The 18492-nt window shown below is 77.3% G+C and carries 21 protein-coding genes; 15 read left to right on the top strand and 6 right to left on the bottom strand.

Going from position 1 to position 18492, the window contains the following annotated elements; all coding sequences use genetic code 11:
• Positions 1 to 30: 30 nt before the first annotated feature.
• Together mshD and BLQ97_RS03420 are read right to left on the bottom strand one after the other, a co-directional pair.
• Positions 31 to 975, bottom strand: a complete 945-nt coding sequence (gene mshD / locus BLQ97_RS03425) for a mycothiol synthase (RefSeq protein WP_091363167.1) — start codon at positions 973 to 975, stop codon at positions 31 to 33.
• A complete protein-coding gene (locus BLQ97_RS03420) occupies positions 972 to 1718 on the bottom strand; it encodes a winged helix-turn-helix transcriptional regulator (protein WP_091363165.1) in 747 nt (248 codons plus the stop codon). Before BLQ97_RS03420 ends, mshD begins: the two co-directional genes overlap by 4 nt.
• Before the next feature lie 209 nt (positions 1719 to 1927).
• Between BLQ97_RS03420 and BLQ97_RS03415 the strand changes: the two genes are divergently transcribed.
• The 7 genes from BLQ97_RS03415 (at position 1928) to BLQ97_RS03385 (ending at position 6456) form a co-directional block, all read left to right on the top strand.
• Positions 1928 to 2749, top strand: a complete 822-nt coding sequence (locus tag BLQ97_RS03415) for a hypothetical protein (protein ID WP_091363163.1) — start codon at positions 1928 to 1930, stop codon at positions 2747 to 2749.
• 3 nt (positions 2750 to 2752) lie between these two features.
• Complete coding sequence (locus BLQ97_RS03410) at positions 2753 to 3442, top strand: LmeA family phospholipid-binding protein (protein ID WP_091363162.1); 690 nt, start codon at positions 2753 to 2755, stop codon at positions 3440 to 3442.
• Between the two features lie 48 nt (positions 3443 to 3490).
• Complete coding sequence (locus BLQ97_RS03405) at positions 3491 to 3931, top strand: thioredoxin family protein (protein WP_091363160.1); 441 nt, start codon at positions 3491 to 3493, stop codon at positions 3929 to 3931.
• A 146-nt stretch (positions 3932 to 4077) separates the two neighbouring features.
• Positions 4078 to 4515: a DUF4395 domain-containing protein gene (locus BLQ97_RS03400; RefSeq protein ID WP_091363158.1), complete on the top strand. Its 438-nt coding sequence runs from the start codon at positions 4078 to 4080 to the stop codon at positions 4513 to 4515.
• Between the two features lie 34 nt (positions 4516 to 4549).
• Positions 4550 to 5383: a sulfurtransferase gene (locus tag BLQ97_RS03395; protein ID WP_091363156.1), complete on the top strand. Its 834-nt coding sequence runs from the start codon at positions 4550 to 4552 to the stop codon at positions 5381 to 5383.
• 5 nt (positions 5384 to 5388) lie between these two features.
• The gene (locus BLQ97_RS03390) at positions 5389 to 5682 is read left to right on the top strand and encodes a DUF1416 domain-containing protein (protein WP_091363154.1); all 294 of its coding nucleotides are present in this window, start codon (positions 5389 to 5391) and stop codon (positions 5680 to 5682) included.
• Positions 5683 to 5844: 162 nt separating this feature from the next.
• Positions 5845 to 6456 carry an NADPH-dependent F420 reductase gene (locus BLQ97_RS03385; RefSeq protein ID WP_091363153.1) on the top strand — a complete coding sequence of 204 codons (612 nt, stop codon included), beginning with the start codon at positions 5845 to 5847 and terminating at the stop codon, positions 6454 to 6456.
• Between the two features lie 9 nt (positions 6457 to 6465).
• Here BLQ97_RS03385 and BLQ97_RS03380 read toward each other — a convergent pair whose 3' ends face one another.
• Both BLQ97_RS03380 and BLQ97_RS03375 read right to left on the bottom strand, forming a co-directional pair.
• On the bottom strand, positions 6466 to 7698 hold the full coding sequence (locus BLQ97_RS03380; RefSeq protein WP_245691768.1) for a PP2C family protein-serine/threonine phosphatase: 1233 nt from the start codon (positions 7696 to 7698) through the stop codon (positions 6466 to 6468).
• A 131-nt stretch (positions 7699 to 7829) separates the two neighbouring features.
• Entirely contained in the window at positions 7830 to 8573 is a 744-nt protein-coding gene (locus BLQ97_RS03375; protein ID WP_091363899.1) for a DUF4184 family protein, read from the bottom strand.
• Positions 8574 to 8640: 67 nt separating this feature from the next.
• Between BLQ97_RS03375 and BLQ97_RS23205 the strand changes: the two genes are divergently transcribed.
• From BLQ97_RS23205 to BLQ97_RS03360, 3 genes are read left to right on the top strand one after another with little or no spacing between them, the layout of a single operon-like run.
• A complete protein-coding gene (locus BLQ97_RS23205; RefSeq protein WP_175471566.1) occupies positions 8641 to 8802 on the top strand; it encodes a hypothetical protein in 162 nt (53 codons plus the stop codon).
• Positions 8803 to 8857: 55 nt separating this feature from the next.
• Positions 8858 to 9394 (top strand): heme-binding beta-barrel domain-containing protein, encoded by a 537-nt coding sequence (locus BLQ97_RS03365; RefSeq protein ID WP_091363149.1) that lies wholly within the window; start codon positions 8858 to 8860, stop codon positions 9392 to 9394.
• Complete coding sequence (locus BLQ97_RS03360) at positions 9391 to 11106, top strand: DUF885 domain-containing protein (protein ID WP_091363147.1); 1716 nt, start codon at positions 9391 to 9393, stop codon at positions 11104 to 11106. The genes BLQ97_RS03365 and BLQ97_RS03360 overlap by 4 nt, the downstream gene beginning before the upstream one ends.
• Here the strand turns inward: BLQ97_RS03360 and BLQ97_RS03355 are convergent.
• Together BLQ97_RS03355 and nhaA are read right to left on the bottom strand one after the other, a co-directional pair.
• Complete coding sequence (locus BLQ97_RS03355; RefSeq protein ID WP_091363145.1) at positions 11103 to 11798, bottom strand: hypothetical protein; 696 nt, start codon at positions 11796 to 11798, stop codon at positions 11103 to 11105. The two genes, BLQ97_RS03360 and BLQ97_RS03355, sit on opposite strands and share 4 nt — an antisense overlap.
• A 350-nt stretch (positions 11799 to 12148) precedes the next feature.
• Positions 12149 to 13498, bottom strand: coding sequence for a Na+/H+ antiporter NhaA (gene nhaA, locus BLQ97_RS03350; RefSeq protein ID WP_091363143.1), 1350 nt, complete (start codon positions 13496 to 13498; stop codon positions 12149 to 12151).
• Between the two features lie 125 nt (positions 13499 to 13623).
• Between nhaA and BLQ97_RS03345 the strand changes: the two genes are divergently transcribed.
• The 5 genes from BLQ97_RS03345 to BLQ97_RS03325 are packed head-to-tail and all read left to right on the top strand — an operon-like array spanning position 13624 to position 18484.
• Complete coding sequence (locus BLQ97_RS03345; protein ID WP_091363897.1) at positions 13624 to 14997, top strand: Mur ligase family protein; 1374 nt, start codon at positions 13624 to 13626, stop codon at positions 14995 to 14997.
• Positions 14987 to 16324, top strand: coding sequence for a MurL-like N-terminal domain-containing (locus BLQ97_RS03340; RefSeq protein WP_139173429.1), 1338 nt, complete (start codon positions 14987 to 14989; stop codon positions 16322 to 16324). Before BLQ97_RS03345 ends, BLQ97_RS03340 begins: the two co-directional genes overlap by 11 nt.
• Positions 16325 to 16350: 26 nt before the next feature.
• The gene (locus tag BLQ97_RS03335; protein ID WP_091363139.1) at positions 16351 to 16806 is read left to right on the top strand and encodes a Fur family transcriptional regulator; all 456 of its coding nucleotides are present in this window, start codon (positions 16351 to 16353) and stop codon (positions 16804 to 16806) included.
• The gene (ygfZ, locus tag BLQ97_RS03330; protein ID WP_091363137.1) at positions 16803 to 17921 is read left to right on the top strand and encodes a CAF17-like 4Fe-4S cluster assembly/insertion protein YgfZ; all 1119 of its coding nucleotides are present in this window, start codon (positions 16803 to 16805) and stop codon (positions 17919 to 17921) included. Before BLQ97_RS03335 ends, ygfZ begins: the two co-directional genes overlap by 4 nt.
• Complete coding sequence (locus tag BLQ97_RS03325; protein WP_245691767.1) at positions 17918 to 18484, top strand: RsiG family protein; 567 nt, start codon at positions 17918 to 17920, stop codon at positions 18482 to 18484. Before ygfZ ends, BLQ97_RS03325 begins: the two co-directional genes overlap by 4 nt.
• Positions 18485 to 18492 lie beyond the last annotated feature (8 nt).

The raw sequence follows: 18492 nt of genomic DNA, 5'->3' as shown, positions 1-18492 counted from the left end.
GGGAGACCGGTCGCGTCCCGCGAGGGACGGCTACGGCACGCGCCGCCAGGAGACGTCGACGGCGTACCGGGCGAAGCCGCGGCCCTCGTAGAGCCGCACCGCCGCGGTGTTGTCCTCCTCGACGTAGAGGAGCACCTGGTCCAGGCCGCGGCCGCGCAGGTGCGCCAGCCCGAGGTCGGTCAGCGCGCGGCCCAGGCCCAGGCCCTGCGCGTCGGGGTCGACGCCGAGGACGTACACCTCGCCCACGGGGTCGGGGCCGGCGTCGCCGGGCGGGTGCACCTTGGTCCAGTGCGAGCCGAGCAGCGTGCCGCCGGCGTCGCGGTCGCCGCGCCAGGCGAGCAGGAAGCCGGCCGGGTCGAACCACGGCTCGGCCTCGCGCAGCCGCAGGTCCTCCGGCGTCCAGGACCCCTGCTCCGGGTGCGTGGCGAACGCGCGGGCGTTGACCCGCAGCCAGGCCGGACCGTCCCGGCCCGGGCGGTAGGCGGCCACGTGCACGTCCGGGGGCAGCGCGGTGCCGGGCTCGAGGTCGTCGTCGGTGAGCGGCCGGCGCATCTGCAGCAGCACCCGGGCGCGGGTGTAGCCGCGGGCGGTGGCCAGCGCGGTCGCGGGCGGCAGGTCGCCGTGCGCCCACACCCGCAGGGGGCGGTCGCCGGCCAGCTCCTCGAGACGGGTCAGCAGGGCGTCCCCGGTGCCGCGGCCGCGGGCGGCGGGTGCCACGACCAGCTCGGCCTCCGCGTCGTCGTCCGAGCCGGGCCCGCCCAGCTCCAGGCGGGCGTACCCGGCGGGGGCGCCGCCGTCGTCGAGCAGGAGGACGTCGCGGCCGCCGGGCGGGCCGCCGTGCTGCAGCCGCAGCTCCGCCTCCTCCGACAGCGGGCGCACGCCGTCGGCCGCCGCCGCGGCGCGCAGCAGCGCGAGGACGGCGGCGGTGGCGGCCGGGTCGAGTCGCCCGGTGTCGCGGGCGGGGGAGGCGCTCAGCGCAGCGGCGCGGGCGTCGCCCGCTCCTCCGCCTCGGCGCGCGCGGCGGCCGCGGTGGCGTCGGCGACCTGCTGGTCGAGCTTGTAGCCCACGTTGCGCACCGTGCCGATCAGCGCCTCGTGCTCGGTGCCGAGCTTGGCGCGCAGCCGGCGGACGTGGACGTCGACGGTCCGGGTGCCGCCGAAGTAGTCGTAGCCCCAGATCTCCTGCAGCAGCTGGGCGCGGGAGAACACCCGGCCCGGGTGCTGGGCGAGGTACTTGAGGAGCTCGAACTCCTTGTAGGTGAGGTCCAGCGGCCGGCCGCGGAGCTTGGCCGAGTAGCTGTGCTCGTCGATGACCAGCTCACCGGCCTGCGTGACCCCGCCGTCGGCACCGTCGGCCGGGGTGGTCGCGGCGAGCCGGCGGGCGGTGGCCCACTTGAGGCGGGCGTCGACCTCGGCGGGGCCGGCGGTGTCGAGCAGCACGTCGTCGACGCCCCAGTCGGCCGACAGGGCCACCAGCCCGCCCTCGGAGAGGACGGCGACCAGCGCGGAGGCCACCCCCGTGGAGGACAGGAGCCCGCACAGCGTGCGGGCCTGGATCAGGTCGTGCCGGGCGTCGACGAGCACGACGTCACCGGAGTCGCCGTCGAGCAGGCTGGACAGCTCGGGAGCCACCACCCGCACCTGGTGGCCGAGCAGGCCCAGGGCGGGGAGCACCTCGGTGGTGGCCTGACGCGCCGCGGTCATGAGCACGAGTCGCATGTCGTCTCCTCGGGGAGGCTGTCGACGGCGCTGTCGAACCGAGCCCGCAGGATAGCCGACGGCTGCCCGCCGGGTCCGGGAGCTGCCGCAGGGCGACACGCCGGGCCGGCACCCGCCCGGCTCGCCGGGCGCCGGAGCGGCGGGTGTCTGCCACCATCGCTGACGACGCGGCCCGACCCGGCGCCGCCGGGTCCCGGCGAGGAGGGTGCGTGACCACCGCGCTGGAGTCCCGGCCGTCCGCGCGCGGGGGGCAGCTGGCCGCCGCCGTCGCGGTGGCCGGTGCCACCGCGCTGCTGGTCGGGGCGCCCGCCGCGCTGGGCGAACCGGGCCGGCTGGCCGCGGTCGTGCTGCTGCAGGCGGCGCTGGCCGCCGGCTGGGTGGCGGCCACCGCCCCGGCCGGCGCGCGGGGCGTCGCCGTGCTCGCGCTGGTGGCGGGCGTCGTCGCCGACCTGCTGGTCGGCGCGGCCGAGCGCCCCGGCCCGGGTGCGGTGCTCGCCGTCGCCGGTCCGGCGCTGCTGGCCTCGGTGCTGCACCAGATGCTGCGCCGGCCGCCGCGCCGCGACGTCGTCGGCTCGCTCGGCGCCACCGCGCTGCTGGTGACCGCCGTCTGCGCGCTGGCGCTGCTGCTGCTCCCCGACCTCGCGGGCGACGACGGCGACCCGGCCGGCTCCCCGCTGCTCGTCGTCGGCGCGGCGCTGGTCACCGGGCACCTGGTCGACGCCGTGCTGCCCCGGCCCGCGGTCGCCGAGGGCGTCCGCCGCGGCGTGCCGGGGGTGCTGCTGGCGGTGGCCGCGGCCGTGGCCGTCGCGCTGTGGGGCAGCGGCACCGGCACCCTGGTGGACACCGTCACCGGGGTGACGACCGGCCTGGTCCTGGGCCTGGTCGCCGCCCTCGCCGGGCTGGCCGCCTCGTTCGCCCTGGCCGACGCCCGGTCCGCCGCGGGAGCGCGGGCGGCCGCCGGGGTGCTCGGCGACGCCGTCCTGCCGCTGGCCGCCTGCGTGCCGGCGCTGCTCGCCCTCGCCGTGGTCTGACCGGTGCGCGCCCTGCTGGTCGTCCTGACCCTGCTCGTCCTGCTCGCGCTGGGCGTCGACCGGGTCGCCGAGGGGGTGGCCGAGGACCGGGTGGCCACGGCGCTGCAGGAGGCCGGCGCCCTGGCCGGTGCGCCCGAGGTGGACCTCACCGGCTGGCCCTTCCTCACCCAGGCCGTGCAGGGGCGCTACGACGAGGTGCGCATCGGGCTGACCGCCGAGGACCTCGGCCGGCCGGGCACCCGGGCCGACGTCACGCTGCGCGGGGTGCACGTGCCGCTGTCCGACGCGCTGTCGGGCACGGTGCAGCAGGTGCCCGTCGACCGGGTGCAGGGGACGGCGACGCTGAGCTACGCGCTGCTCTCGCGCGAGCTCGGCGCCGACACCACCCTCGAGCGCGCCGGCGACGGGCTGCGGGTCACCCGCACCGTCGAGGTGCTCGGCTACACCGTGCCGCTCACCGCGACCGGCGACGTCGTGCTCGACGGCGACGAGCTGGTCGTCGTGGTGGAGGACGCCGCCGCGGCCGGCGTCGACGTGCCCGACCTCGTCGTCGACCGGGCCGTCGCGCTGCTGGACCTGCGCTACCCGGTCGAGCTGCCCTACGACCTGCAGCTCACCGGTGTCACGCCCGGGGACGACGGGGTGCGGGTCTCGGTGGAGGGCAGCGACGTCGTCCTCGCGGCCACCGCCTGACCGGGTGACCGGGGAATGCCCCCCGGACGGTGCCCGTTGGGGCGGGGGATGAGCGGGACCGGGGTGCTGGTGCTCGTCGCGGCACTGGTCCTGACCGCCGCGGCGGCCTGGTGGGTGCGCGCCCGCGACGGCAGGGTGCGCGCGGCGGAGGAGGAGACGGTGGGCGGACCGACCGCGGTGCTCGAGGGCCTGGGCGTGCGGCCCGGGGACGCCGACCTCACCGTCGTCCAGTTCTCCACCGCGTTCTGCGGACCCTGCCGGACGACGCGCGCCCGGCTGCAGCACCTGGAGTCGACCCGCCCGGGCCTGGCCTACGTGCACGTCGACGCGGAGAGCCACCTCGACGCCGTCCGCGAGCTCGGCGTCCGCCGCACCCCCACGCTGTTCTACCTCGACCGCCGCGGCCGGCTGCTCGGCCGCAGCAGCGGCGCGCCCCGGCCCGACGAGCTCACCGCCGTCGTCGACGCCCACACGGGGGCGCCGTCGTGATCGGCTACCCTCGCCGCGTGGGCACCCTGCTGACCTCGCGCCGCACAGTCGACCTGTGCCGCGTCGGCAGCTGCCTCTGTCGCGCCGCCTGAGGGCGGCCCCGCTCCGCCCAGACGTGCCCCGATCGCCGTCCGGAGAGCCCATCGATGTCCCAGAGTCCTGCCCGCGTGGTCGACGTGCGCGGCCCCCGGTTCGCCGCGTGGGTCACCAGCGCCGTCCTGGCCGTCGTCCTGCTCACCGGCTCCGGCCCGCTGGTCGCCGTCCAGGCGGTGGTGTTCGCCGTCGGCGCCGCGGCCGGGCTGCGCCACGCGCCCTACGCCGTCCTGTTCCGCACCCTCGTCGCGCCGCGGCTGGGTCCGGCGCGCGAGCGCGAGCCCGAGGCGCCGCTGCGCTTCGCCCAGCTCGTCGGGTTCGTCTTCGCCGCCGTCGGCGCGGCGGGCTACCTGCTCGGCGCGCCGCTGCTCGGCGCCGTCGCCACGGGGCTCGCCCTGGTGGCGGCCCTGCTCAACGCCGCCACCGGCTTCTGTCTCGGCTGCGAGCTGTACCTGACCGTCCGGCGGGTCCGCCCCGCCCGCACCACCTGACCACCGCACACCACCACAGGGAGGAACACCCCCCATGAGCCGCAACGACGTGCTCGTTCCCGCCGACTGGGCCCAGGAGAACCTGGGCCGGTCCGGCGTCGTCTTCGTCGAGGTCGACGAGGACACCAGCGCCTACGACAAGGGCCACATCGAGGGCGCGGTCAAGCTGGACTGGAAGACGGACCTGCAGGACCCCCTGCGCCGCGACTTCGTCAGCAAGGAGCAGTTCCAGGAGCTGCTGAGCGCCAAGGGCATCGGCAACGACGACACCGTCGTCCTCTACGGCGGCAACAACAACTGGTTCGCCGCCTACGCCTACTGGTACTTCAAGCTCTACGGCCACGACCAGGTCAAGCTCCTCGACGGCGGCCGCAAGAAGTGGGAGCTCGACAGCCGCCCGCTGTCCTCCGACGCCGTCGAGCGGCCGGCCACCCAGTACCAGGCGAAGGACCCCGACACCTCCATCCGCGCCTTCCGCGACGAGGTCGTCGAGGCGATCGGCCAGAAGAACCTGGTCGACGTCCGCTCGCCCGACGAGTTCGCCGGCAAGCTGGTCGCCCCCGCGCACCTGCCGCAGGAGGGCGCGCAGCGCCCCGGCCACATCCCCACCGCGGTCAACGTGCCCTGGAGCAAGGCGGCCAACGAGGACGGCACCTTCAAGAGCGACGAGGAGCTGGCCAAGCTCTACGCCGAGGCCGGCCTGGACACCTCGAAGGACACCATCGCCTACTGCCGGATCGGCGAGCGCTCCAGCCACACCTGGTTCGTGCTGCGCGAGCTGCTGGGCCACGAGAACGTCAAGAACTACGACGGCTCGTGGACCGAGTACGGCTCGCTCGTCGGCGTCCCGATCGAGAAGGGGGCCTGAGCCCGATGTGCGGTGCCCCGAAGCAGGGCGGTGCCCTCGCCGGCATCGACCTGGACACCCAGACGGTGATCCAGGGCCAGGTCTGGCACGACGGCGCCCCGGTGGCCGGTGCCTACGTCCGGCTGCTGGACGCCACCGACGAGTTCACCGCCGAGGTCGTCACCAGCCCCGAGGGCGAGTTCCGCTTCTTCGCCGCCCCGGGTGAGTGGAAGCTGCGCTCGCTGGCGCCGACCGGCCGTGGCGAGCGCGTCCTCGCCGCCGACGTCGGCCTCAACGAGACCACCGTCGTCCTCGACTGACGAAGGTCCCCCTCGCCCCCCACGGCTCGCCAGCTCGCCGCGGGCCCCTGCGAGGGGGCCGTTCCATCGCGTCACCAGCGCCCGTCCCGGCAGCCGCCGGGGCGGGCGCCGGCGCGTCCGGGCCCCTTGTCGCCGTCCGGCGCGGGGAGTGCACTGCCCGCCATGCGGATCGGCATCCTGGGCAGCGGTCAGGTCGGCCAGGCGCTCGCGCGCGGGTACGCCCGGCACGGGCACGAGGTGCGCATCGGCACCCGCCAGGCCGAGGTCGGGGGCCTGCCCACCGGCCCGCCCGCGGAGGTGGCCGCGGCCGCCGAGCTCGTCGTCCTGGCGGTCCGGGGCTCGGCCGCCGAGGCGCTCGCGGGCTCGCTGGCCGGCGAGCTCGACGGGACGGTGCTCGTCGACGCCACCAACCCGCTCGACGCCTCCACCGGGTCCCCGCAGCTCTTCGTGGGCCACACCGACTCCCTCGGCGAGCGGGTGCAGCGGGCGGCGCCCGGCGCGCGGGTGGTCAAGGCCTACAACACGGTCGGCAACGCGCTCATGGTCGACCCGCAGCTGCCCGGCGGGCCGCCGTCGATGTTCATCGGCGGGGACGACCAGGCGGCCAAGGACACCGTCACCGGGCTGCTGCGGGACACCGGCTGGGACGTCGTCGACCTCGGCGGCATCGAGGCGAGCCGCTGGCTGGAGCCGATGTGCCTGGCCTGGGTCGCGGTCGGCGCGCGCACCGGCACCTGGGGGCACGCCTTCCGGCTGCTGCGGCCCGAGGGCTGAGCGCGGGCGTCAGTCGACGCCGGGCGGCAGCCGGTTGGGGCCGGCCTCGGGCGGGCGCGGGCGGTCCTCCGGGTACGTGCGGACGGCGACCAGCGCGACGTCGTCGCGGCCCGGCCCGGCCACCAGCCGCGCCAGCAGCGTGTCGCAGAGGCGCTCCAGCGGCTCCTCGCCCAGGTCGCTCAGCGCCTCCCGCAGCGCGGCGAGGCCGTCGTCGAGATCGAGGCCGCGCCGCTCGACCAGGCCGTCGGTGACCAGAAGCAGGGTGGACCGGTCGGGCAGGTCGACGGTGTGGTCCCGCCGCGGGGCGTCGGGGTCCACGCCCAGCATCAGGTCCGGTCGGGTCTGCAGCAGGGTGGTCGTCCCGTCGGGGGCGAGCACCACCGGCGGCACGTGGCCGGCGTTGCTCCAGCGCAGCCGGCGCACCCCGGCCACCGGGACGTCGGGGAGCCGCTCGATGCGGGCGAGGACCGCGGTGGCCGGCGTGCTCACCGCCAGCCCGCGCGCCGCGCGCTCCACCCGCGCGAGCGTCCGCGCCGGTGTCTCCTCGTTGTCCCAGGCCAGGGCCCGCACCAGCCCGCGCAGCTGGCCCATCGCCGCGGCCGCGTCGCTGTCGTGGCCGACGACGTCGCCGATGACCAGCACCGTCGCGCCGTCGGGCTGCAGGAACGCGTCGTACCAGTCGCCGCCGACCCGGGCGCCGTGCGCGGCCGGCCGGTAGCGGACGGCGACGTGCAGGTGGTCGGGCTCGGGGGGCGGGGTGAGCAGCGCCCGCTGCAGCCGGTGCGACAGCCCCCGCTCGGCGGCGTTCTCCGCGGCCAGCCGCTGCAGCTCCGCGGCCTGGCGGCGGGCGGCGAGCCGGTCGGTGAGGTCGCGGAAGGAGACCACGACGCCGGTCACCTCGCCGTCCTCCACCACCGGCGCGGCGACCAGCTCGACCGGCACCGGCGTGCCGTCGGCGCGCCAGAACACCTCCTCGTCGGCCGAGACCGTCTCGCCGGTGTCCAGCGCGCGCCACACGGGGCACTCCTCGCGCGGGTAGGGGGAGCCGTCGGGTCGGGTGGCGTGCATGAGCGCGTGCTGGTCGTGCCCGAGGTGCTCGGCGGCGCTGCGGCCGGTGATCCGCTCCGCGGCCGGGTTGACGAACTCCACCCGCCCGTGCCGGTCGAGGCCGTAGATGCCGTCGGCGACGGTGGCCAGCAGCCGCTCGTAGCGGGCCGCCGTGCGGGTCAGCTCGGCCTCCACCGCGCGCGGGGAGGCGCCGTCCGGAGCGGTCGGTCGGCGGTCGATGGCGCGGTCCTCCTCGGGGTGTCGCAGGGCGTGCCGGCTCCCCAGGGTGCCCCATGCCCCGGTCGTCCCACACGCGGCGGGACCGCTCAGGCGCGCCGCCGTCTGCGGACGTGCCAGCCCGCGGCGGCCAGCCCGGCGGCCAGCGCCGTCACCGCGCCGCCCGCCGTGGCCCCGGCGACGCCGGCCTGCAGCACGTCGGGAGCGCGGACGGCGGCGGCGCCCCCGGTCAGCGCGCCGAGCCCGAGCAGGGCGGCCCACACCGGCCGGGCACCGCCCCGCAGGTCACCGGGGGCCGCGGGCGTCCGCCGCCACCAGCGCACCAGCCAGGCGGCGACCACGGCCGCACCGAGCAGCGTGGACGCGTGCTGGGCGACGTCGTGGCCGTACCAGTCCACGCCGCCGAGACGCCCCACCGGCGCGCGCAGGACCGGCAGGTGCCGGGTGCCCCAGCCCCACCCGTGGGTGAACTGGTCCCAGCCGACGTGGGTGGCCGCGCCCAGCGCCAGCGCCACCGGCACCGCGGCGACCGCCCGGACCGGGACCAGCCGCGGTCGCAGCCCGACCGGGACGGTCACCCGCCGGCGCAGGCCGTCCGGTGCGGCGGCCAGCGCCGGTGCCGCGAGCAGGCCGTGCCACAGCGCCCACAGCACGCCCCCGAGGACGACGTCGAGCGTGAGCACCGCCAGCGGGTCGTGCGTGGGCCACCCCGGCCCGCCGGGCAGGAACAGCGGCACGTCCGGTGCGAGGCTGCCCGCCACGAGCGCCGACGCCGGCAGCCCGGTGCGGAGGAGCGGGAGCACCGCGGCGGGGTGACTCCCGGTGAACGGCACCGGGCCATCCTCCCCGCCGCGGTGCGTCCGCCGGCCGGCAGCCGGGCCGCGCGCCTACGGTGGCGGCGTGGTCGCCGCGTGGGTCCTCGTCGCGCTCGCCGCGCTGGGCGCCCTCGCCTGCCTGCTCGCCGCCCGGCGGCTGGCCCGCCCGGGCACGGGGCGGGGCACGGGCCGGGAGGGCCTGCGCCTGCCGCCGTCCGCTCCGGGCCGGACGCCCCGCGGCCGCTGAGGCGCCGCCGGCCGCCGACTACCGTGACCGGCATGTCTGCCCGGGACGCCGGCCGGTGACCGGCCCGACCGAACTGCCCGTCGTCGACACCGTCGACGTCCGCTCGGGGCCGGAGGTGTCGCCGGCGCTGCTCTCGGTGCTGCCCCTGCTCGGGGAGTGGCACGGGGAGGGTGTCCTCGCCGGCGGCGACGCCGGCGACCGGCGCTTCGGCCAGTGGGTGCGCTTCGCCCACGACGGCCGCGACTTCCTCGCCTACGAGGCGCGCAGCTGGCTGATCGCCGACGACGGCCGCGTCGAGGGCCCGGCCACCCGCGAGTCGGGCTTCTGGCGGCCCCGGGGCCAGGACGACGTCGAGCTGATGGTGACCAGCCCGGAGGGCGTCGTCGAGCTCTACGTCGGGACCGCCCGCACCACGACCAGCTGGGAGCTCACCAGCGACGTCGTGGCACGCACCCCCGACGCCCCGGACACCACCCGCGCCGTGCGGCTCTACGGGATCGTCGAGGGGGCGCTCATGTACGCGATCGACCGGGCCGGGGCGGACACCCCGCTGCGGCCCACCATGTCGGCCCGGCTGGAGCGGCTGCGGTGACCGGCCCGGTGCGCACCCCCCGGCAGGTCGCCGACCGCTACGTCGACGCGGTCTGCGACCTCGACCCGATCGTCGCCACCTCGCTGGGCACCCGCCCGGGCGACGACCGGCTGCCCGACCCCAGCCCCGCGGGCCTGGAGGCGGAGGCGGAGCTGACCCGGCGGACGCTCGCCGAGCTCGACGCCGTCCTCGCCGCCGACCCCGCGCTGGGCCCCGACCCGGTGGACGGCGACCCGGTCGAGCGCCGCTGCGCCCGGCTGCTGCGGGAGCGGCTCGGCGCGGAGCTGGCCGCGGACGAGGCCGGTGAGGGCTTCCGGGCGCTGTCGAACCTGTTCAGCCCGGTGCACTCGATCCGGCAGGTCTTCCTGCTGATGCCGACGGCCACCGAGGACGACTGGGCGGTCGTCGCCCGCCGCCTGGCCCGCGTGCCCGAGGCCTACCGCGGCTACGTGCAGACGCTGACCGAGGGCGCCCGGCGCGGGCTGTTCGTGGCGCCCCGGCAGGTCTCCACCGTCGTCGGGCAGCTCGGCGAGTGGCTGTCCGGGCCGTTCTTCGCCGGCCTGGCCGCCTCCGGTCCCGATGCGCTGCGCGGGGAGCTCGACGCCGCCGCGCGGGCGGCCGACGCCGCCGTGGCCGAGGTGCGCGACTTCCTGCGCGACACCTACGCCCCGCAGGCGGAGGGCACCCCGGACGCCGTCGGCCGGGACCGGTACGCGGTGGCCGCCCGCCGCTGGAACGGCTCGGACCTCGGCGCCGGGCAGCGCCTGGAGGAGGCCTACGCCTGGGGCTGGGCGGAGCACCGGCGGATCCTCGCCGAGCAGCGGGCCGAGGTGCGGGCGCTGCGCCCGGGGTCGACGCCGAAGGAGGCCATGGCCTGGCTGGGCGAGCACGGCCCCGCGGTGGAGGGCGCCGAGGCCATCCGGCAGCGGCTGCAGGCCATGATGGACGAGGCGATCGCGGCCCTGGACGGCACGCACTTCGACCTCGCCGAGCCGGTGCGCCGGGTGGAGGCGGTGATCGCCCCGCCCGGGAGCGCGGCCGCGCCGTACTACACCCGCCCGTCGCACGACTTCTCCCGCCCGGGCCGCACCTGGCTGCCCACGCTCGGGCGCACCCGGTTCCCGCTGTGGGACCTCGTCTCCATCTGGTACCACGAGGGCGTCCCGGGCCACCACCTGCAGCTGGCGCAGTGGGTGCACGTCGCCGGCGACCTGTCCACGTACCAGGCGTCGCTGGGCTCGGTGAGCGCCAACGTCGAGGGCTGGGCGCTCTACGCCGAGCGGCTCATGGACGAGCTGGGCTTCCTCACCGAGCCCGGCGCGCGGATGGGCTACCTCGACGCCCAGCAGCTGCGGGCGATCCGCGTGGTCATCGACATCGGCATGCACCTGCGGCTGCCGGTCCCCGACGACGCCGAGGGCGTGCTGGCCGCCCACCGGGGCCGGCCGTGGACGCCGGAGCTGGCGCGCGCGTTCGCCGGCGAGCACCTCGGCAGCGAGCCGGCCTTCCTCGACAGCGAGCTGGTCCGCTACCTCGGCCTGCCCGGCCAGGCGATCAGCTACAAGCTCGGCGAGCGGGCGTGGCTGGCCGGCCGGGCCGCCGCGCAGCGGGCCCGCGGGGCGGACTTCGACCTCCGGGCCTGGCACATGGCGGCGCTGTCGCAGGGGTCGCTGGGCCTCGACGACCTCGAGGCCGAGCTCGCGCGGCTCTAGCGGGGCTCGACCGGGTTGACCGGGTCGCTGTCGGGGGGGACGGGGTCGCCGGGCAGCGCCGGCGCGACCTCGAGCCGGGTGGCCAGCAGCGCGTCGACCGCGTCGACGCCGGCACCCACGTAGGTGCTCATCAGGGCCGGGTCGGTCACCACGCACCAGGCCCGGTCGGCCGGCCACCACAGCGCCGCGCTCTGCTCGCGGGGCTCGGGCGCGAAGTTGACCGCGGCACGCTGCACGGGGCCGCGCACCAGCAGCAGGTCGACGCGGGGGAGGCGCAGCCGGGGCAGGTCGGCGGCGCCGCCGTCGTCCCAGCCGAACCAGCACTCGCCGGGCGTCCCGGTCTGCCCGGCGAGGACGCCGGCCAGCTCGCGGGCGACGTGCTCGACGAGGTGCCCCTCCGCGGGCGCGTCGTTCCACAGCCCCGGCTGGTCGGCCTCGCTGACGTGGTCCCAGGAGCCGGTGACACCCGGCCACTGCATGAGGCGGTGCGGGGTGGTGCCGTTGGCCGCGGCGACCTCGTCCCAGCGGACGAACACGTCGTCGTCGCCGGCGTAGCGCACGGCGGGGTGGAACACGCGCGCGTAGGCGGGGAAGCGGGCCGGCACCAGGGCGGCCACGGTCTCGGGGGGAGCGGCGCGGACCGCCTCGGCGATCCACCGGCCGGCCGGCGCGGTGCGCCCGACGGTCTCCACGGCCGCGCGGTCCTCCGGCGTGCTCGGCTGGGTCGATCCTGCCCAGGGAACGGACGACCCCCGGGCTGCTCCGCGGCGCCACCGCGGGGCGGAGGCTGCACGCGGGCCGACTGGACGAGTGTCGGCGGCCCGGGGGTCGGGTGACTGTCCGGTTCTCGCTCGCCGCCGTGCGACGGACGGGCGATCAGGATGCCGGCGTTCGGATTCCACTCCGAACGGGCGGCCCATCTGGACGGCGGCTAGCGGACAGCCACCTCACGAGTCCGATAAGAATTCAATTGTTCGGACCACCTCCCCTCTCGTGTGACTCGACGGTACGTCGCGTTCCGGAGGTTCGGCAACGTCGTTGTTCAGCCGTCGGCGGAACCGCGGCGTGCCCCCGCGTCCCCGGGCGTGTCCGGACCGCGCTGGTAGACGTCGGGGACGCCGTCGGCGTCGGCGTCCACGGACTCCAGCTCCTCGATCCGCCGGTACCGGCGGTTGCGCAGCCGCAGCACGACGGTGGCCAGCAGCGCCGAGACCAGCGTCCCGACGAGCACGCCGACCTTCACGTGGTCGTCGCGCTCGCTCCCCACGCCGAAGGCCAGCTCGCCGATGAGCAGCGAGACGGTGAACCCGATGCCGCCGAGCAGCGCCATGCCGACCAGGTCGGGCCAGCCCAGCTCGTCGGCGAACTCGGCGCGGGTGAACCGGGTGACCAGCCAGGTGGCTCCCACGATGCCGACGACCTTGCCCACCACCAGGCCGACGACGATCCCCACCGCCACCCGGTCGCCGAGGGACTCGACCAGCCCCGACAGCCCCCCGACGGTCACCCCGGCGGCGAAGAAGGCGAACACCGGGACGGCGACCCCCGCCGAGATCGGGCGGAACCGGTGCTCGAGGTGCTCGGCCAGCCCCGGTCCCGCGCCCGGGCCGCCGGCGGCCTCGCTGCGCACCACCGGCACCGTGAAGGCCAGGAGCACCCCGGCCACCGTCGCGTGCACGCCGGACTCGTGCACGAACACCCAGGTGAGCGCCGCCAGCGGCAGCAGCAGCCACCACGAGCGCACCCGTCTCTGCACGAGCAGGGCGAAGACCGCCAGCGGCACGAGCGCCAGCGCCAGCCACCCCGCCGCCAGCGACGTCGTGTAGAAGACCGCGATGATCGTGATGGCCAGCAGGTCGTCGACGACCGCGAGGGTCAGCAGGAAGGTGCGCAGCGCGCTGGGCAGGTGCGTGCTGATCACCGCCAGCACGGCGAGGGCGAAGGCGATGTCGGTGGCCGTCGGTATCGCCCAACCGCGCAGGCCGCCGCCTGCGCCGAGGTTGACCAGCGTGTAGAGCACCGCGGGCGCCACCATGCCGCCGACCGCGGCCGCGACCGGCAGCACGGCGCGCCGCGGGTCGCGCAGGTCGCCGGCGACGAACTCCCGCTTGAGCTCCAGCCCCGCGACGAAGAAGAAGACCGCCAGGAGCCCGTCGGCGGCCCAGGTGCCCAGCGTCAGGTCCAGGTGCAGCGACGCCGGGCCGACGCGGGTGTCGCGCAGCGCCTCGTAGGACCCCGCCCACGGCGAGTTGGCCCAGACCAGGGCGACGACGGTGCCGGCGAGCAGGAGGACGCCGCCGACGGTCTCCTTGCGCAGCACGTCGGCGATGCGGCTGGCCTCGGTCCACGAGCCGCGGGCGAAGACGCGGGTGGATCCGTGGGGGGTGGTCACGCGGCGGCTCCAGGGGTCGGGTCGGACACTGCCGACCAGGCTTCCCGGCACACCTGGCGCCCACCGTAGCGCCGGGTCCCCGTCGTCGCCGTCCGTGGACCGGGCCGGTCCGTAGAGTGGTCGCCGTGGACGACCGCCCCGCCCCGCCGCCGCGGGAGGGGTCCCTCCGGCTCGGCGAGCTGGCCGGCCGGCGGGTGGGCGTCTGGGGCCACGGCCGCGAGGGCCGCGCCGCCGTCCGGGCCGCGCTCGCCGCCGGCGCCGCCGCGGTGCTCGTCGCCGACAGCCGCCCGGTCGACCCCGCGGCCCTGCCCGCCGGCGTCGCCGTCGCGGCCGGCGTCGCCGACCTGGCCGGCTGCGACGTCGTCTTCCGCTCGCCGGGCATCAGCCCCTACCGCGAGGACGCCCGCGACCTGGCCGCGCGCACGACCGTGACCACGGGGACCGGCGTCGCGCTGGCCGAGGCCGCGGCGCGCGGGGTCCCGGTCCTGTGCGTCACCGGGACGAAGGGCAAGAGCACGACCAGCGCGCTGGCCGCCGCCGTCCTCACCGCGGCCGGCCGCCCGGCGGTGCACGTGGGCAACATCGGCACGCCGCTGCTCGACGTCCTGCTCGACGACGACGGGGCCGGCCGGACCCTCGTCGTCGAGGTCTCCAGCTACCAGGCCGCCGCCGTCCCCGACTTCACCGGCCGCGGCGCGCTGACCTCGCTGGCACCCGAGCACCTCGACTGGCACGGCTCGGTGCAGACCTACTACCGCGACAAGCTGCGCGTCTTCGCCGCCTGCCCGCAGCGCTCGGTGGTGGTCAGCGCGCAGGCGCGGCCGCTGGCCGAGCGCCACCTCGACCCCGCACAGCTGGTCGACCCCGCCGACGTCCTCCCGCCCGGCCTGGGCGGCCGCGTCGTCCCCGTGCACCTGCCCGGCGCGCACAACCGCAGCAACCTCGAGGTGGCCCTGGCGGCCGCCGCGCTGAGCGGCGCCGACCTGACCGCGCACGCCGACGCGGTCGCCGGCGCGGTCGCGGCGTTCCGGGCGCTGCCGCACCGGCTCTCGCCGGTGGCCGCCCTCGGCGGCGTCACCTTCGTCGACGACACGCTGTCCACCACCCCGGTGTCGGTGCTGGCCGCCCTCGACGCGCTGGCCGGCCGGCCGGTGACGCTGGTCGCCGGCGGGCAGGACCGCGGCCTGGACTACACCGACCTGGCCCGCGCGTTGGTGGCCCGGCGGGAGGAGGTCGCGCTGGTCACCGTCCCCGACACCGGGGCCCGGCTGGCCGCCGACGTCCGCCGGGAGGCCGCGGGCGTCCCGGTCCGGGTGACCGAGACGGCGTCGCTGGAGGAGGCGGTGGCCGGCGCGATCGCGACCACCCCGCCCGGAGGCGTCGTGCTGCTCTCTCCCGGCGCTCCCAGCTACAACCGCTTCCGCGACTTCGAGGAGTTGGCAGCCACCTATGAGCAGATCCTCGTCGGTGCCGGCGCCGAGCGCGTCCGTGCGCTCTGAGGCCGTCGTCCCCGGCACCGGCTTCGTCGTCGCCGGCCGCACGTTCGACCCGGCGACCGGCGAGGCGGCGTTCACCTACCGGCTCGGCGACGACGAGTTCACCGAGCGGCTGACCCTCGACCCCGCGCTGCTGGCGGGTGGACCGGCTCCCGCCCAGCTCGACGCGGCGCTCGACCTGGTGCACCTGGTGATGGGCACCAGCTACTACAAGCTGGCCGCGCCCGGCCGGGTGACCGTCGAGCGGCCCGTCACCGCCGCGCAGGCGGCCGTCGCCGCGGCCGCCTACACGCACGGGCTCGGCGAGTTCGCCGCGGTCAACCGGCTGCCGGTGCCGCACCGGGTGGAGTTCGACCTCGAGCTGCGCGAGCCCGGCCCGCCGCCCGCGCCGGGCGAGCGGGGCGCGCTGCTGCCGGTGGGCGGCGGCAAGGACTCCGCGCTGGCGCTGGTCGTCGTCCCCGACGGGACGGCGCTGGCGGTCAACCCGACCGGCGCGCAGCGCGAGGTCGCCCGCGCCGCCGGGGCGCCGCTGGTCGAGGTGCGCCGCCGGCTGGACCCGCTGCTGGCCGAGCGGACGGCGCAGGGCGGCCTGAACGGGCACGTGCCGGTCACCGCGATCAACTCGGCGATCTCGACGCTGGCGGCCGTCCTGGGCGGCTACGGCCCGGTGGTGTTCGCCAACGAGCGGTCGGCCGACGAGGAGACGCTCACCGTCGACGGCGTGAGCGTCAACCACCAGTACTCGAAGTCCTTCGCCTTCGAGCAGCTGTTCGCCGCGGCCGCCGCCGAGGTCGGCGTGGGCTACTTCAGTCTCACCCGGCAGCTCTCGGAGCTGGCCACCGTCGCCGCCGTCGCCGCGCTGCCGCTGCGGGCCGACATCCTCAGCTGCAACCGCTCCTACACCCAGCGGCACGTGGGCGGCCAGGCCGAGCAGCGCTGGTGCCTGCACTGCGACAAGTGCCTGTTCACCTTCCTGTGCTTCGCGGTGTTCCTCCGCCCGGAGGAGGCGGTCGCGATGTTCGGCGGCAACCCGCTGGACGACGTGTCGCTGGCCGACGGCTTCCGCGCCCTGTGGGCCACCGAGAAGCCCTTCGACTGCGTGGGCGAGCGCGCGGAGAGCGCGGCGGCGATGGCCCACCTGGCGGCCAGCCGGTCGTGGGGCGACGCGCGGGTGGTGCGGGCGCTGGGCGCCGAGGCCGCGGAGGCCGCCGAGGTCACCGGCGCCACCGTGGCCCGCTTCCTCGCCCCGCGCGGCCCGCACGCCGTCCCGCCGCGCTACCTGGAGGCGCTGCAGCGGGTGCTGGCCGGCGGCCGCAGCGCCGTCGCCTAGCGCGGCCCGGAACTACGCTCGTCGTCGTGGCATCCGAGCGCGGCCCCGCGCCGCTGGGGGAGCGGCTGCGGGCGCAGGGCCTGCGGCTGACGCCCCAGCGCCAGCAGGTGCTGGCCGCCGTCTCCGAGCTCGACCACGCCACGCCCGAGACCATCGGCGCGCGGCTGCGCGAGCAGGCCGGCCCCGGCGGTGCGGCACCCGACACCTCCACCGTCTACCGGACCCTCGAGCTGCTCGAGAAGCTCGGCCTGGTCTGGCACACGCACCTGGGCAAGGGGGCGCCGGTCTACCACGCCTCCGAGCACCCGCACCTGCACGTGGTCTGCGCCTCGTGCGGCGAGATCGCCTCGGCCGACCCCGCGCTGCTCGACCAGGCGGCGGAACGTCTGGCCGCCGACCTGGGTTTCACGGTGGACGTGGGGCACGTCGCGCTGTCGGGGACGTGCCGCCGCTGCCGAGAGTCCGGGACGGAGAACGCATGACCACCACCTCACCGCTGGCCTCGCGGCCGGGCGCCGTCGTCGCCGAGGGCACGACCGCCGCCCACCGGGTCGCCCTCCACCACGGCGACCCGCTGCGCGAGCAGCGGCTGCTGGCCGAGGGTGCCGGCCTGGTCGACCGCAGCGACCGCGACGTGCTCACCGTGCCCGGCGCCGACCGGCTGACCTGGCTGCACAGCCTGACCAGCCAGCACCTCGAGCGGCTGGCCGACGGCACCGGCACCGAGGCGCTGGTGCTCTCGCCGCACGGGCACGTCGAGCACCACCTCGTGCTCGCCGAGCTCGGCGGCACCACCTGGGCCGACGTCGAGCCGGGCACGGGTGCGCAGCTGCTGGCCTTCCTGCAGCGGATGGTCTTCATGCTCCGCGTCGAGCCAGCGCTGGTCACCGACGCCTGGGCGCTGCTGTCCCTCGTCGGCCCGCAGGCGCCCGCGGTGCTGGCCGCGGCCGGCCTGCCTGCCCCGGAGCAGCCGTACGCCGTCGCGGCGCTGCCCGGCGGCTGGGTCCGTCGGGTGCCGCCCCTCGGCGACGGCGGGGCGACGGCGTTCGACCTGCTCGTGCCCCGCGCCGAGCTGGTCGCGCGGGCCGACGCGCTGGCCGCGGCCGGGGCCGGGGCCGCGGGGCTGGACGCCTACGAGGCACTGCGGGTCGAGGCCCGCCGCCCGCGGGCCGGCGTGGACACCGACCACCGCACCATCCCCAACGAGCTGGACTGGCTGCGCACCGCCGTCCACCTGGAGAAGGGCTGCTACCGCGGGCAGGAGACGGTCGCGCGCGTGCACAACCTCGGCCGTCCGCCTCGGCGGCTGGCGCTGCTGCACCTCGACGGCATCAGCGAGGAGCTCCCCGCACCGGGGACGCCGGTGCTCGCGGGTGCCCGCGAGGTCGGCCGGGTCGGCACCGTCGTCCGCCACCACGAGCTCGGGGCCGTCGCGCTGGCGCTGGTGAAGCGGTCGGTGGCCGCCGACGCCGAGCTCGCCGTCGGCGGTTCACGGGCCGCGCTCGACCCCGACGACGTCGCCGGGGAGGCCGACGACACCCGGACGGCCGCCCGCGACCGGGTCCGGGCGGTCCGGTCTGCCACCATCGGGCGGTGACCTCCGCGATCCCTGACCCGACCCCCGCCGGCGGAGCGGCCGTCGACGAGCTGCTGGACCCGGCGTTCCTGCAGGACGTCGAGCACCGCTCGATGTCCGACGTGCGGGTGCTGCGCCGCCGGGCCGAGCAGGAGGAGGTCAACCTCTCCTACACCCGGCGGCTGCTGCAGGGCCGGCTCGACATCGTCCGCCGCGAGCTGCAGCGCCGCGCCGAGCACGACGGCCGCTCCCTGGTGGACCTGCTGCCGGAGATCCTCGCCGAGAAGGGCCGCGGCCCGGCCCACGGCCTGGGCCGGCACCAGACGGTGCAGCCGGCCGCGCCGGACGAGTACGAGTCCTGGGTGCACGGCCTGACGCCGGACGTCGACCTCTCCGACGTCATGGACCTCGCCGACGCCGACCTGGAGCGGGCCGCCCGCGCGCTCGCCGCCGCCGAGGGCCAGCTCTCCGAGCGGCGCCGCGGCGTGCAGCACGTGATGGACGCCCTCGCCGGGGAACTGGCCCGGCGCTACCGCAACGGCGAGGCCGACGTCGCCGCGCTGCTCGCCGACGAGGGGCGATGACGGCCTCC

Source organism: Geodermatophilus telluris (assembly GCF_900102745.1).
GTDB classification, from domain to species: Bacteria; Actinomycetota; Actinomycetes; order Mycobacteriales; family Geodermatophilaceae; genus Geodermatophilus; species Geodermatophilus telluris.
This window is presented reverse-complemented; position numbering and strand designations above follow the sequence as displayed.

Excerpts from the sequence above, each read along its gene's own strand:
- BLQ97_RS03400 (WP_091363158.1), top strand. The coding sequence starts at position 4,078 with ATGTCCCAGAGTCCTGCCCGCGTGGTCGACGTGCGCGGCCCCCGGTTC.
- BLQ97_RS03395 (WP_091363156.1), top strand. The coding sequence starts at position 4,550 with ATGAGCCGCAACGACGTGCTCGTTCCCGCCGACTGGGCCCAGGAGAAC.
- BLQ97_RS03390 (WP_091363154.1), top strand. The coding sequence starts at position 5,389 with ATGTGCGGTGCCCCGAAGCAGGGCGGTGCCCTCGCCGGCATCGACCTG.
- ygfZ (WP_091363137.1), top strand. The coding sequence starts at position 16,803 with ATGACCACCACCTCACCGCTGGCCTCGCGGCCGGGCGCCGTCGTCGCC.
- BLQ97_RS03405 (WP_091363160.1), top strand. The coding sequence starts at position 3,491 with ATGAGCGGGACCGGGGTGCTGGTGCTCGTCGCGGCACTGGTCCTGACC.
- BLQ97_RS03385 (WP_091363153.1), top strand. The coding sequence starts at position 5,845 with ATGCGGATCGGCATCCTGGGCAGCGGTCAGGTCGGCCAGGCGCTCGCG.
- BLQ97_RS03420 (WP_091363165.1), bottom strand. The coding sequence starts at position 1,718 with ATGCGACTCGTGCTCATGACCGCGGCGCGTCAGGCCACCACCGAGGTG.